Source organism: Winogradskyella ludwigii, from assembly GCF_013403985.1.
GTDB lineage: Bacteria > Bacteroidota > Bacteroidia > Flavobacteriales > Flavobacteriaceae > Winogradskyella > Winogradskyella ludwigii.
In genome coordinates, this window is the sequence record NZ_JABFDF010000003.1 from 145231 (window position 1) to 160247 (window position 15017).

Consider the following 15017-nt stretch of genomic DNA (forward strand, 5'->3'; position numbering starts at 1 on the left):
TAATAGAGTTATAATCTTTTTATGGAAAAAGTCGAGTTTCAAAAAGTAAAGTAATTAAAAGTTAAATATAAAAATAGGAATCATGAAAAATGTAGTTATCAACTGTTGCTTGTGTTTCCTGTTTTATTTTCAAATTAATTACGCACAAGAAAATTTAAAAAATCTTAAAAACAGTAAACCTAACATCATTTTTGTAATGACGGATGATCAAGGTATGGGAGATTTTTCTTGTATGGGAAATGAAGTTGTAAAAACTCCAAATATTGATGCTTTTTATCAAAAATCAACACGTTTTACAGAATACCATGTAAGTCCTACTTGCGCTCCTTCTCGAGCTGCTCTAATGAGTGGTCGTCATGAATTTAGAGTAGGTGTTACTCATACCATTTTAGATCGCGAACGCATGGCTTTAGAGGTGTACACGCTGCCTCAAGCGTTGCAGTCTGCAGGTTACCAAACCGGACTTTTTGGTAAATGGCACTTGGGAGATGCAAAGGAGTATTTACCACAAAACAGAGGATTTAATGAAGTACTGATGCATGGAGCTGGTGGTATTGGACAAGTGAGTTTAGGTGATTTTCCACCTAATAAAGACAATGTTTATTTTGATAATATTTTACTTCACAATGAAACGATTGTAAAAACCAAAGGCTTTTGTACCGATGTTTTTTTTGATGCTGCCTTGTCTTGGTCCAAAGAAAAGATAGATCATAAACAACCCTATTTTACCTATATCTCTTTAAATGCACCTCACGCACCTTTGGTTGCTCCTGAAGCCTACAAAAAACGATTTTTAGAATTAGGATATGATGAAGGGACTGCAGGCAGATATGGTATGATTGAAAATATTGATGACAATTTTGGAAGATTGATGCGTAAACTTGAAGAATGGAATGCTTTAGAAAACACCTTAGTTATTTTTACTACAGATAATGGAGCAACACATTTAAGAGGCACTTTAAATGGGGAAAACGTAAAGCACTTTAATGCCAACCTTAAAGGTGGAAAAAACTCGCCAAATGAAGGTGGAAATCACGTGCCGCTTTTCTTTTATTGGAAAGGTGTTTTAACGGAAGGCAAAGATATTAACCAGCTTACAGCGCATGTAGATTTATATAAAACTTTTACGGAATTGGCAGGAGCTAAGTTACCAGAAGATATACAACCTTTAGAAGGCTTATCCTTATTGCCATTGTTAGAAAATACAACGACAACTTGGAAAGATCGTTTGATGTTTACACATTGTGGACGTTGGAAAACAGGAATGGTTAATGAAGCTAAATACACTAAAATGGCGATTAGAAGTCAGCAATGGCGTTTTGTAAATAACAAGGAATTGTATGATGTAATTAGCGATCCTGGTGAGCGTGAAAATGTGGCTGCACAAAACCCTGATGTGATTACTAAATTTGAACAACCTTATAATGAATGGTGGACCAATTCTATTCCACTTATGGTAAACGAAAACAGAAAAAGAGTAAAGGAACATCCGCTTCACATAAGGTATTATAAGCAACTAGATACAAAAGGGATACCTTATTGGAGTCCGAAAAGTGGGATTGCTGAAAAAAACTAAAAAAGTAAAATGTAATGATTTCTAGTTCATCTAAAATGATCCATTTATTTAAAAGAGATATCTTTTAGGTTGAATTAGATATGAGGTTAATCTAAAAGAAATTGCAAATTAGTAATCTTTAAAAATTTCTTTTTCGTAGAAAACGATTTTGAGATTCTAATGAATTTACAAGTACACTGGTATTCTAAAACTATGATTAATATTATGAAAAAAGAGCACGGTTTTTCTAAAGATCTTAACTTTCTTAAAAAGCATACAAATATTATGGTCTTACAAGAAGGTCAGAGTGCTGTAGTTATTGCACCTCAATTTCAAGGACGTGTTATGACGAGCACTACAAATGTAAATGAAGGCGACGGTTTTGGTTGGATTAACAAAAAAGTTATTGAAGCTGGTTTCTTATCAAAAGAAGAACGTAAAGGACGCTTAGAAAATCAGATTTATGTATTTGGAGGTGAAGAGCGTTTTTGGTTAGGTCCTGAAGGCGGTCAGTTTTCGCTCTTTTTTAAACCCGAAGACGATTTTGAATTTTCAAACTGGAAAACTCCAGCTGTTATAGATACAGAGGCTTTTACCTTGGTTTCTCATACAGATCATTCGGCGACGTTTGAACACCGTTGTGAACTCATAAATAAAAGTGGAACAATTTTTAAAATGGGTATTGGACGTTCCATTTCTATTTTAAATAAAGCATCCATTGAAAACATAATAAAAAAGAAATTTTCAACAAATGTTGAGTTTGTTGGTTATCAAACCAATAATCAAATTACAAATATTGGTGATCAACCATGGATACCAGAAACGGGCTTACCTTCTATTTGGATGTTAGGGATGTATAAACCATCGTCAGAAACGACTATGATTATTCCTTTTAAAGATGGAGAAGAAGCTATTTTAGGACAAACAGTAAATGACACCTATTTTGGTAAGGTGCCTAAAGACTATTTAGAAGTAAAAGAAAATATTTTGTTTTTTAAGGGAGATGGGACCAAACGGAGTAAAATTGGAGTCAACTCAAAACGCTCAAAAGGAATTGCAGGAAGCTATGATGCCTTAGGTAAAGTTTTGACTTTAATTACTTATAATACCCAAGAAGCGCCTCATGGATATGTGAATTCAGCATGGGAGCACCAAGAAGAACCCTTTGCAGGAGATGTATTAAATGCTTATAACGATGGTTCTCCAGAACCAGGAGTTCCACCGATGGGACCATTTTATGAGTTAGAAACGTCGTCGCCAGCAGCAGCCTTAAAACCAAATGAAACGATGGTTCATATTCAAACCACTATTCATTTACAAGGAGAAGAACAAGAATTAAGTAAAATCGCAGAAGCAACATTAGGCGTTAGCTTAGATGCTATTATAAAATCATTATAGCAATGAAGCGATTAAAAAATATATTAATACGATGTTTAATGTTGGTGTCTTATGTAAGTTTGACATTTATAGCAACAGCTTGCGCACAAGAATCTAATAAACCAAATATCATTGTTATTTATACAGATGATCAGGGCTATGGAGATGTAAGCACTTTAAATAAAGATGCTAAATTTAAAACACCAAACATGGACCGTTTAGTAAATGAAGGGATTGCCTTTACAAATGGGCACAGTGCGTCTTCAGTATGTACACCTTCTAGATATTCCTTGTTAACTGGTCGTTATAGTTGGAGAACAACACTTAAAAATGGTGTGATGAAATCTGAAGCCACATGTTTAATAGAAGATGGAAGAGAAACATTGGCATCACTTTTAAAAAATCAAGGTTACCATACAGCAATGGTGGGCAAATGGCATTTAGGAATGGATTTTCCTGGAACTCCTCAAAACAGAGATTGGTCACAGCCTATAAAAGATATGCCCTTAGACAAAGGTTTTGATTATTTTTATGGAGTACCAGCCTCATTAAATTTTGGTATTCTGGCTTGGTTTGAAGGTAGATTTGCCAAAGTTCCTCCAACAGAATATACGAATAAAAAGAAAAATGATAGGCATGTAGATTATCGAATCATGCCACCATATGATACAACTCCCGAACAGACAAAAGAGAAATTAGGAAAACCTGGTTTTGAGGTTGCTCCAGATTTTACGGATAACCAATGTCTAACTCAATTTACAGAGAAAGCCATTGATTGGATGAAAACAGTAGAAGGTGATGCTAAAAATGATAAACCTTTTTTCTTGTATTTACCATATACATCTCCACATTATCCTGTAGCTCCATTACCAGAATTTCATGGTCAAGGAGATTCAGGTGCTTATGGTGAATTTGTAATAGAGACGGATTATCATATTGGACAAATTTTAAATTATTTAAAAGAGTCAGGACTAGATGATGATACCTTGATTGTTTTTACCAGTGATAATGGTCCTGAAAAATCTTGGAGTAAACGTATCGAAGAATTTAATCATGACAGTAGAGGAGGATTAAAAGAAGGAAAACGTTCGGTTTACGAAGGCGGTCACCGCGTACCATTTATAGTGCGTTGGCCAAATGGAATTAAAGAATCTGGTCGTACATGGAATAAACCTGTAGGACAAGTTGACTTATTAGCAACTTTTGCGGATTTATTAGGAGTTGATATTTCAGACAATGCAGGTGAAGATAGTCAAAGTTTTGCTTCAGTTTTAACAACAACTCAAAGTACATATAACCGCTTACCTCTTATAAATAGAGGAGATAATGGTAAAATTGGCAGGTATGCTATTACCGAAGGCAACTGGAAATTGGTTTTACCATCTAAAAAGAAAGAAGAAGGCATTGAATTATATGATTTAGATAATGATCCAAGCGAGGAGACAAATTTAGCAAAGAAACACCCTAAAAAAGTAAAGGATTTGACAGCTAAAATAAATGTCATTATTGCTAGCGGACGCACAACTAAAGGGGTTTATCAGAATAATGATACTGGGTATTGGGATGATTTAACTTGGATGACAGCTGAAGCGTATAATACCATAGCAACAGAAAACTAGAAAGAAAGTAAACAACAACTATATTTAAGATGAAAACTAATTTAAGAATTATTTGTTTACTAATTGTACCCATTTTGGCACAGTATGGATGTGTACAAAAAGAAAAGACAAATGAATCTGAAAGTCAGGTTTTTGACCAAACTACGAATTGGGCAATATTGAATAAGGCAGATGGTGTAAAAGAAGCAAATACATACAGTTGGGATATTGAAGTCACACACCCAATTGATTATTCCGTACAAGTTGTTTTTGATGCTTTACCAACAAATTCATCCGTGGCTAAAGTTACGATAGATGATCAGGAGTTAGAGGGAGACTTTCAAAAAGATTACACCACTTATGACCATAAAATAGTTTCAGAATTCAAGAAGCCAATTAAAATTAAGGATCTCTCAGCTAAACATGTTTTAACTATAGAGACAGAAGCCAATTTTAATCAAGTACGATTGGTTCCGCATTATAAAAATTTAGTGGGTTCTGGTAAATATCACAGCGAATGGTTAACCATGCATCAATCTAATGAAAAACAAGAAGCGCTTAAATGGTTTAAAGAGGCAAAACTGGGTATGTTTATACATTGGGGATTATATTCTCAGGCAGGTGGAATTTGGAAAGGGACTAAAATTAACGATGCTCCATATCCAGGACCAAAAGTAGCAGAATGGTTAATGCATGCGTTTCAAATTCCTAGAGATGAATATGCCCAACTCGCAAAAACGTTTAACCCAGATAAATCTTTTGCGCAAAACATAGCCAAACTTGCCAAAGATGTTGGAATGAAATATGTAGTGATTACCTCTAAACATCACGACGGTTTTGCATTGTTTGATTCTGAGAGTTCAGAATACGATATGGTAGATGCAACGCCTTACAAAGCCGATGTTGTAAAAGAATTATATGAAGCTTGTTTAAACGAAGGTTTAGATTTTGGTGTTTATTATTCACATGGAAACGACTGGAATGATGGAGGTGATGGTAACTACGCTAACGTAAAAAAAGTAAATGATTCCTTAGGAATCTATACTCATAGTTCTGGTAAAAATTTGTGGGATCCAAGTCCAAATACACATGCCGAATATTATGCCTCTAAAAGTTATCCGCAAATTAAAGAGCTTATTGCGTTATTACCAAAGTTACGTTTAATTTGGTTTGATGGTGAAGGATTTACAACTGAAGAACAATCCTTTACGTTTTACAAAATGGTGTACAATGCAAATCCAAATATATTGGTAAACAGAAGAGTTGGCTGGGAGTTTGGAGATTATTTAGATGCTGGAGATAATAAGATTCCTTCGGCTTCAGAAACCCTAGAAAAGTATTGGGAAACTTGTGGTACTACGAATAATTCTTGGGGTTATAAATCTTATGATGAAGACTGGAAAAGTCCAAAAGAATTGCTGTATTATTTTGTAGATATTCTATCTAAAGGTGGAAACTACCTATTAAATATAGGTCCTGATGGAAAAGGACACGTACCAGAAGCTAGTGCACAAAACTTGCGCGACATGGGCAAATGGATTCATCAAAATGCAGATGCTGTTTACGGAACAACCCGTTGGAAAACACCAAACGAAGGACAAGAAGAAACATTATTAGATGGCACAGGTCATAGAGCTGCCAAAGGTTTCAAAAGAGATTTTACATCTAAAGATTTTTGGTTTACTGCTAAAGAAAATAAAGTTTATGCTATTTCACTCACCCAAACAGAAGGAGATATCTTAATAAAATCACTAAAAAAGGGTGAAGGAGATATTGAACAGGTAAAACTATTAGGAAGCGATAAGATCCTTAATTGGAATCAGAATAAAAACGGATTACAAACCACAATAACAGGAGTGCCTAAAGACGCACTTGGTTACGTTATAGAAGTGACTTTAAAAAATAATTAAATAAAATTATGAAAACTAAAACAACTCAAATACTTATAATTAGTAGCTTATTATTGGCATCACTTTTTATGCTTACCAGTTTTGATAATAACTATACTACAGAAGAACCAAAACCCCAAAAGCCAAATATCATATACATTTTGGCAGATGATTTGGGTATTGGTGATTTAAGTATTTATAACGAAAACAGTAAAATACAAACCCCTCATTTAGATCAAATGGGTAAAGAAGGCATGCAGTTTACAGATGCACATACCTCTTCTTCTGTGTGTACACCAACACGATACGGCATCTTAACAGGAAGATATAATTGGCGTACGCCTTTAAAAGAATTTGTGACTTGGGGAAATTCACCTAGTTTAATTCAGAAAAACAGATTAACAGTGGCACAGATGTTAAAAAATAAGGGCTATAAAACAGCAAGTATTGGAAAATGGCATTTGGGTTTAAACTGGACGATGAAAAACAACAGCAAAGAGTTTGATCATTTTTCAGATACATCAGATCGTTTAAATTTTAAGGCTATTGATTATAGTCAACCTTTAAAGTTTGGACCTAATGATATGGGCTTCGATTATTCATATATGATTTCAGCATCCCTAAACATGCCACCTTTTGTGTATATAGAAAATAATAAGGCCACCATGGTACCAACAGGAATTTCGGCTCAAACCAAAAAACAATCACCATATGCCACTTGGATTAGAGGAGACATTGCGGATGATTTTAAACATGAAGACGTACTACCAAATGTTGTAGATAAATCTATTGCTTTCATTAAGGAAAATGCCAATAAAGACCAACCTTTTTTTATGTACATTCCTTTGCCTTCTCCACATAATCCCGTGTTACCAATTGCACCATGGAAAGGTCAAAGCGATATTAAAAGTCCTTATGCCGATTTTGTAATCATGATAGATGATTTAATGGGTCGTATTTTTGAAACATTAAAAGCGCAAGGCATTGACGAGAATACATTAGTCATCTTTACTAGCGATAACGGTTTTGCTACCACTAACGATTTAAAAACTTTAAAAAAGGAAAAACACAGTCCAAGTTATATTTATAGTGGTTATAAAGGAAGTTATTTAGAAGGAGGTCACAGAGTCCCATTTTTAGTAAAATGGCCAGGAAAAATAAAACCAAATTCGGTTTCAGAGGCCACCATATGTACTACAGACTTTATGGCAACATGTGCAGACATTATCGATTATGATTTTAAGGATAATGAGGCAGAAGATAGTTTTAGCATGATGCCTTTATTAACCAATGAAGGAGATTATTTAAGAGATGCCACTATTCATCATGACAAGTATGGTGTTTTTGCGATTAGAAAAGGAGATTGGAAATTAATTGTATCTCCAAACTCAGGTATTATGGCTTCTGGAGAAACAAAAATACATAAAGATGTTACTGCGGAAGAAATTCTATACAATTTAAAAAAGGACGTCAAAGAGAGAAATAACGTTGCCGATCAATTTCCTGAGAAAGTTAAGGAATTAAAAGACATACTGATCCAACAAATAAAAGAGGGCAGAAGTACGCCTGGGAAAGTTCAAGCAAACGACCCTATTTTAGGAGAATGGCCTCAAGCAAAGTTTGCTTTAAAAAAATAATTTAAGCAACAATAATTATATTAAAAGAACGAATGAACGTATTAAAATTTCTTTTCATATCAGTTTTAGTAACATCCTGTAAGTCTAATGCGACTGTCCAAAAGCAAGAAGTTCCTATTAAAAACACAACTCCTAATATCGTATACATTTTAGCCGATGATATGGGTTATGGAGACCTTTCGGCTTTAAATTCAGAATCCGGAATTCAAACTCCACACATGGATAAAATGCTATCAGAAGGAGTTCATTTTACAGATGCACACACAAATTCTTCAGTGTGTACACCTACTAGATATGGCATCATTACAGGGCGTTATGCTTGGAGAAGCTCACTAAAAAGAGGTGTTTTAAACGGTTATAAACCTGCCTTAATAGAAGAAAGCAGGCCAACAGTAGCTTCTTATCTTAAAAATAATGGCTATACAACAGCATGTATTGGAAAATGGCACATAGGCTTAGATATGCAACCAAAAGATGGAGATAAGACTATAAAAGCAAAAGACGGAGTTAGTAATGTCGATTTTAGTAAACCCATAAAAGACCCTAGTTATTTAGGCTTTGACTATTCGTATATCATTCCTGCATCATTAGACATCCCTCCTTATTTATATATCGAAAATGGAAAAGCTGTAGAATTACCTACGGAATATACAAACGTAAAAAGAAAGGGGCGCGGTCTTAGTTGGAGGCCAGGGGAAAAAGCACCTAATTTTGTTTTTGATCAAGTCTTAGACAATTTTACAAAAAAATCGGTTTCTTTTATTGATGATCAAAAAAATACAGACCAACCTTTCTTCCTTTATTTTGCGTTAACAGCACCTCATACACCTTGGTTACCAATAGGTGATGCTGTTGGTAAATCTGAAGCAGGCGATTATGGTGATTATGTTACTATGGTAGATGATGCTGTTGGTGCAGTTGTTACTGCCTTAGAAAAAGCAGGAAAACTAGATAACACCTTAATTATTGTGACTTCTGATAACGGCTCTAATTGGACAGAAAGAGATAAAGAAAAATTTGCGCATCGTGCAAATTATATTTATAAAGGGCAAAAAGCCGATATTTATGAGGGAGGTCATAGAGTCCCTTATATTGCAAAATGGCCAGGTGTCATTCCTGAAGGATTGGAATCGAATCAACTCATGTGTACAACAGATTTGTTTGCTACCTTATCTGGTGTATTAAATCGACCTAACTTAGAAAAAGGAGCTGAAGACAGTTACAATCTTTGGCCTGCTTATACATCTAATATAGAGACACCAATCAGAGAAGCCGTGGTACATCATTCAATTTACGGCATGTTCTCCATAAGAAAAGGCAAGTGGAAATACACTCCCGAATTAGGTTCAGGTGGTTTTACAAAGCCAAAATCTATAGAACCAAAACCTAACGAAGCTCCTGGGACTTTATATGATATGATTAATGACCCTGAAGAAAAGAATAATCTCTATAATGAACATCCTGAAGTTGTAGCAGAATTAGAACAACTTTTAGAGACCTATAAAAGTCAAGGGTATAGTAATAAATAGGAATACAGCAGAGTTATGACAAGATTTAGAAAATTTAATTTTTCATTAGTAATTCTAGGTATCACATTTCCTTTTTTACAAGGATTTGCGCAATCAGAGGATCAATCCAACGGAGCGTATCGTGATATTTACATTAACAAAACTTGGGAAAGATTAGATGTAAACAAAGACGGTCAATTTACAGAGGAGGACAACAAACGCCTATGGAAAAATTTAAATAAATTATTGGACAGTAACGGAGATGACCTAATTAGCTTTGAAGAATTTTCGGCTAAAAAGCAAGTTCCGTACTTAAAAACAGAAGGAAAAAGAAAGTTAAATGTGCTTTATAAAGTTACCGAAGAAGAGGATTTATACTTAGATATTTATTATCCTAAAACGTCAAAGGAAGGAGAGAAATTACCCGTAGTGATATACACACATGGAGGTGGCTGGACAACCGGTAGCAGACACGGCGCAGCTAATGCTTCTTTTAAAACTGTACATACAGCACTTTTAGAAAAAGGATTTTGTGTGGTATCCGTGAGTTATAGACTTTGGAAAAAAGACGGAAATACGACCATGAGAGACTGCGTAATAGACAGTAAAGATGCTATGCGTTATTTGTCTAAACATAGTGAATCATTAGGCATTGATGCCAATCGGTTTTTCTCTTTTGGAGACTCTGCTGGTGGTCAAATTTCCCAAATGCTATTATTAAGCTCACCTGAAACTTTAAAAGGCGATCCTGATTTGGCTTCTTACAAATATAATATGGTCGCTGGAGTATCTTGGTACGGTCCTTGCGATTTTGAGAATACAAGTTTATTTAATCATGATGATAGCCCCAATTTTAAAGATCGATTTGGTGCTAGAATAACAAAACTAGATACCAAACCTAAAGATAAATTAGCGCTGTATAAGGAAATGAGTCCGATTAATTATTTAGAAAAAAACAGCGCTCCGTTATTAATGATTCAAGGCGATAAGGACACCACTATCCCTGTTAAACATGCTTATTATATGGCAGAAAAAGCGAATGAGGTTGGTGCACCTGTAACCACATTAATTGTGAAAAACGCAGGTCATAATTGGCGAAAAGTTGGAGCTGATATTAATCCAACACGAGAATCGATAATCAAAACAACAATAGACTATTTTAATTCATATTTAAAATAAACGGAATACAATACTATAAAGATTCCTTTAAAAAAAAATATTTCACAACAATACTAAATTAATATAACCATGAAAAAACAAAAACGTAATAGCCTTAGATTAATTGTTTTGCTATTAAGCATCTTTACTTGGTCTTCTAATGCCCAAAAAAATGCAAAGAAACCTAATATTGTTCTAATAGTCTGTGATGATTTAGGCTATGGTGATGTACAAAGTTTATCACCAGAAACTAGTAAAATTAAAACCCCTCATATAGATCAATTAAACCAAGAAGGGATGACATTTACGGATGCACATGCTGGAGCATCTGTTTGTACACCTACGCGATATGGTATTATGACCGGACGTTATAGCTGGCGTACAAAATTACAAAGTGGCGTCGTATCTGGTTTTGCTCCAGATTTAATTAAAGAAGACCGACCAACAATTGGAAATTTTCTTAAAGACCAAGGGTATCATACAGCTATCATTGGAAAATGGCATTTGAATTTTCAATATATAGATCCTGTTTCGCAAACAACCATTCGCAAAAAAGGGAGAAACTTACCACCTGTAGGTGCAACGATACCAGATGGACCAATTCATAGAGGATTTGATTATTATCATGGTTTTCACCACGCTGGAAGTATGAAAGCAGTTATAGAAAACGATAAAGTAATTATTCATGACGAAGTAATTAATATGTTACCGCGTTTAACAACAAAATCGGTAGAGTATATTAACCAACAAGCAAAAAACAAAAACGAAAAACCTTTTTTCTTATATGTGCCTTTAGGATCTCCACATACACCAATTGTACCTTCAAAAGAATGGCAAGGAAAAAGTGGTCTTGGTAATTATGGCGATTTTGTAATGCAAACAGACGCCACTGTGGGAGCTATAACTGATGCGCTTAAAGCTAACGGATTGTCAGAAAACACATTAGTAATTTTCACTAGTGACAATGGTGCCTCTAAAGCTGCAAATATCAAAGGACTTGCAAATAAAGGACATTTAGTAAGTGCAGGCTATCGTGGTTCAAAATCCGATTTATGGGATGGCGGCCATCGCATACCATTTATTGTAAAGTGGCCCAATAACATAGAGCCTAACACCACAAACAATGATTTAATTTGCTTAACCGATATTTTCGCTACGTTTTCTGAAATAACAGATATTGCTATGCCAAGCAAAAGTGGTGAAGATAGTGTGAGTTTTTTACCAGCATTACACGGGGAAGCTATTAATAGTACTAGAGCTGGAGTTATTCATCATTCCATAAGTGGCCATTTTGGGTATAGACTAGGAAAATGGAAATTGTTATTAGCTAGAGGTTCAGGAGGTTGGAGTACTCCTAAAGAAGATGACCCTACATTAGATACTATGCCTGTTGCGCAATTATATGATATGGAAAATGATCCTGCCGAAACCACAAACTTATATACAACACATCCTGAAATTGCGGAACAACTTTTAAAGCAATTGGAATTGGATATAAAAACAGGAAGAAGTACAAAAGGGGAGTTTTCTGAAAATGATATGGATGATATTATTTTATGGAAAAAAAGAACTGTTAATAGGAGTAAGAAAGCAAAAAATAAAAAGAAAGCAAAAGATTAATAATCTAATTTATTCACCTTAAGTATTATATATAGAACAAAAAAAATTTTTTAATGAAAAGCAGTTTTGTTATCAACGGCGTATTATCATTTTTTTTATTGTTTTGTTCATGTGTAACAGTTCAACCCCCTTATAAAATAAGTGATGGTAGTACTTTTGAAACAAAACCATTTTATCCCAAATTTAATTGGAAAACGACACCAATGTATTATATGTTTGGTGACCCAAAAAGGATTTTACTCCCAGAGGAAGTAGATTATATTGCGGAAAGATCCGATTTTATTTGTATTGAAAAATCGCATGGACAAGGTGAATTAGGAGCTGCAGAATTAGGAGCAAAACATGAGGTAGCAGCTTTTAAAAAGGTAAAGCCAGATATTAAAGTGCTTTTTTATTTTAATTCGGCTTATGCCTGGCCTTTTACATCGTATAATAAGAATTTTACAAATGAAGATATTAATAATTACCCAAAACTTAAGGCTTTTTTAATAGAAAATCCTGAAACTAAAGAATTAGAGGAACGCAAAAAAGTGTTTTATTTTGATGTTTTAAATCCTGATTTTCGGGAATGGTGGGTAAATACAGTAGCAGAAGGTGTTGAATTTTCTGGTGCAGATGGTGCTTTTATAGATCAAATGCATGGTTTTGCATGGTTACGCCAAGATAAAGGGCAAGATGTTCAAAAAGCCATGGGAACTATGATGAAAGCACTAAAAGAAAAATTAGGTCCTGATAAAATATTGCTTGGTAACAATGCAAACGCTAAGCTTGCACAACATGTTTTCCCTTTTATAGATGCCAATATGTTTGAACATTATGGAAATGACTTACTAAGTAAAGAAAAACTATTGAAGGATTGGGAAGATATGCTTAGAATTTCTAAAGAAGGAAAAATGTCTATATTTAGAATTGGTGTGGAGTATGATAGTGTAGCTGTTGCAGATCCTTTATTTTATAAAGGGAAAAAGAGAAATGAGCGTTTTGCGAAACTCTCTAAAGAGAAATTAGAGTTTTATCATGCTTGTTATTTAATAGGAGCGGAGCCATATTCTTATTTTCAATATGGTTGGGGTTGGCAATTGTCTCATGGTTCTTTAATGGATTATCCCGAATTGCAAAAACCACTAGGTGCTCCCAAAGGTGCATATCATAGAACATCGAGTTCAGGGTGGGAGTTTACTCGCGAGTTTGAACATGCTTCAGTTTGGGTTGATACCGAAACTAGAGAGGCAAAGATAACCTGGTATTAAAAATTACGCTAATAGAATTTCAAATCAAAAAAAATATTACTGAAGCAAAAAAAAAAAATAAGATACTAGAAGAGAGGACTTTATTGGTAATTAATAATTATTTACAAAACTTCCTTTCTACGAATATTAATTCGCATAGTACCTTCTATTGGTTTTTCAGAGACCAATATTAAATAGCCACCGCCTCCAGCACCAGCTAATTTCCATGCAAGTGCTTTATCTTTATATTTTGCAATCTCTGCATTTATTTTCTGATTAACCATTTCAGGAAACATTTTAGTTTGCGCATTAAATGATTCTAGAAATGATTCAGCAAATTTTTCCAAATCTTCACTTTTAATAGCCTCCCAAACGTTATCAGCCGAATCGGTAAGTGATTTTACATTGGCTTCATTTATATAGGTTTCTTTTAGCAGGTCCAATCCTTGTTCTCTTGGCCAAAGTAGTACCATACAAAGATGTTTTTCTAACCACGAAAGCGTAGCTTCAGAATGAATGGATTCGAATTTTGTTGGCCAATACCCATTATTATAATGATGTCTAACTACACCAGGCATACATATTCCTATGGCATCTTGTGCGCCTGAAATTAATGTTGATCCAGGTGTGTTTTCAAATTTAAAAAGTATTTCAGCTAATTTTTCTGGTTTATCAAAGGGCAAATAATGAGGCCATATTTTTTTTGCTGCATTTCTAGTTGAAGTAGACATACCACAACGTTCATTATACTCTATAATTGGTTCTAGGGATAAAGTTATAGCCCATCCAGGATGATACTTTGAAACGTAAGGTTGGTCTATCCATGTACCTGCTAAATCTATTCTATACGGCAATGAACAATTACCGGAAGTTCTAATTGCAGTGGTTGAGCGAGCTGGAAGGTCTGCATCTGGCACGCGTCTTAGAATTTTCAATTCAATACCTAAAGAATTGCAAAACTCTTCTTTCATAGAAGAAAAACCATCTTCATTAACAACAAAAACATCTGGATTTAGTTGTACTAATTCCTCCTTGAAATCTAAAATTCCCGAGCCACTATTAACGAAAACCTCTTTTACGTACTTTATAGAATCAATCATATAAAGTCTTTCTTGTTCTGAAGTTATGGTGTTACGACCCTTCAATTTTTCTATTGTCGCGTCTGAACCTATTCCTACATATAAATCTCCATAAGTTGCCGCTTCTTTAAAAAAGGCAACATGCCCACTATGTAGCATATCAAAACATCCTGAAACAAATACTTTTTTAGTCATTCTTTTAATCAATATTATGAGGTGAGTATCTAGAAAATAATAGGTTTAAAGCACCTAACTATATAAGATTCCAAATTTCATACATTTTTTGTTAAATAAAGATTAATCTTTAAAAAATCTAATTATGCCATTTTAGGGCATCATTTTTAACAGTCTATTTACCTACATCATT

At 34.3% G+C, this 15017-nt stretch carries 10 protein-coding genes; 9 read left to right on the top strand and 1 reads right to left on the bottom strand.

All coding sequences use genetic code 11. The features are described 5' to 3' along the window. Positions 1 to 82 precede the first annotated feature (82 nt). The 9 genes from HM981_RS09105 to HM981_RS09145 all read left to right on the top strand — a co-directional run bounded on the left by HM981_RS09105 (position 83) and on the right by HM981_RS09145 (position 13592). A complete protein-coding gene (locus tag HM981_RS09105; protein ID WP_179338478.1) occupies positions 83 to 1576 on the top strand; it encodes an arylsulfatase in 1494 nt (497 codons plus the stop codon). A 204-nt stretch (positions 1577 to 1780) separates the two neighbouring features. Further along, positions 1781 to 2953, top strand: a complete 1173-nt coding sequence (locus HM981_RS09110) for a DUF6786 family protein (protein WP_179338479.1) — start codon at positions 1781 to 1783, stop codon at positions 2951 to 2953. A gap of 2 nt (positions 2954 to 2955) precedes the next feature. Then, positions 2956 to 4551 (top strand): sulfatase family protein, encoded by a 1596-nt coding sequence (locus HM981_RS09115; RefSeq protein ID WP_179338480.1) that lies wholly within the window; start codon positions 2956 to 2958, stop codon positions 4549 to 4551. A 29-nt stretch (positions 4552 to 4580) separates the two neighbouring features. Then, the gene (locus HM981_RS09120) at positions 4581 to 6440 is read left to right on the top strand and encodes an alpha-L-fucosidase (RefSeq protein ID WP_179338481.1); all 1860 of its coding nucleotides are present in this window, start codon (positions 4581 to 4583) and stop codon (positions 6438 to 6440) included. A gap of 8 nt (positions 6441 to 6448) precedes the next feature. Continuing rightward, positions 6449 to 8056 carry a sulfatase family protein gene (locus HM981_RS09125; protein WP_218846369.1) on the top strand — a complete coding sequence of 536 codons (1608 nt, stop codon included), beginning with the start codon at positions 6449 to 6451 and terminating at the stop codon, positions 8054 to 8056. 32 nt (positions 8057 to 8088) lie between these two features. Beyond that, positions 8089 to 9585: a sulfatase family protein gene (locus tag HM981_RS09130; RefSeq protein WP_179338482.1), complete on the top strand. Its 1497-nt coding sequence runs from the start codon at positions 8089 to 8091 to the stop codon at positions 9583 to 9585. 15 nt (positions 9586 to 9600) lie between these two features. Then, the gene (locus HM981_RS09135) at positions 9601 to 10743 is read left to right on the top strand and encodes an alpha/beta hydrolase fold domain-containing protein (protein WP_179338483.1); all 1143 of its coding nucleotides are present in this window, start codon (positions 9601 to 9603) and stop codon (positions 10741 to 10743) included. A gap of 69 nt (positions 10744 to 10812) precedes the next feature. Continuing rightward, positions 10813 to 12342, top strand: coding sequence for a sulfatase family protein (locus HM981_RS09140; protein ID WP_179338484.1), 1530 nt, complete (start codon positions 10813 to 10815; stop codon positions 12340 to 12342). 53 nt (positions 12343 to 12395) lie between these two features. Next, the gene (locus tag HM981_RS09145; RefSeq protein ID WP_179338485.1) at positions 12396 to 13592 is read left to right on the top strand and encodes a putative glycoside hydrolase; all 1197 of its coding nucleotides are present in this window, start codon (positions 12396 to 12398) and stop codon (positions 13590 to 13592) included. Between the two features lie 101 nt (positions 13593 to 13693). Here HM981_RS09145 and HM981_RS09150 read toward each other — a convergent pair whose 3' ends face one another. After that, positions 13694 to 14845, bottom strand: a complete 1152-nt coding sequence (locus tag HM981_RS09150; RefSeq protein ID WP_179338486.1) for an adenylyltransferase/cytidyltransferase family protein — start codon at positions 14843 to 14845, stop codon at positions 13694 to 13696. Positions 14846 to 15017 lie beyond the last annotated feature (172 nt).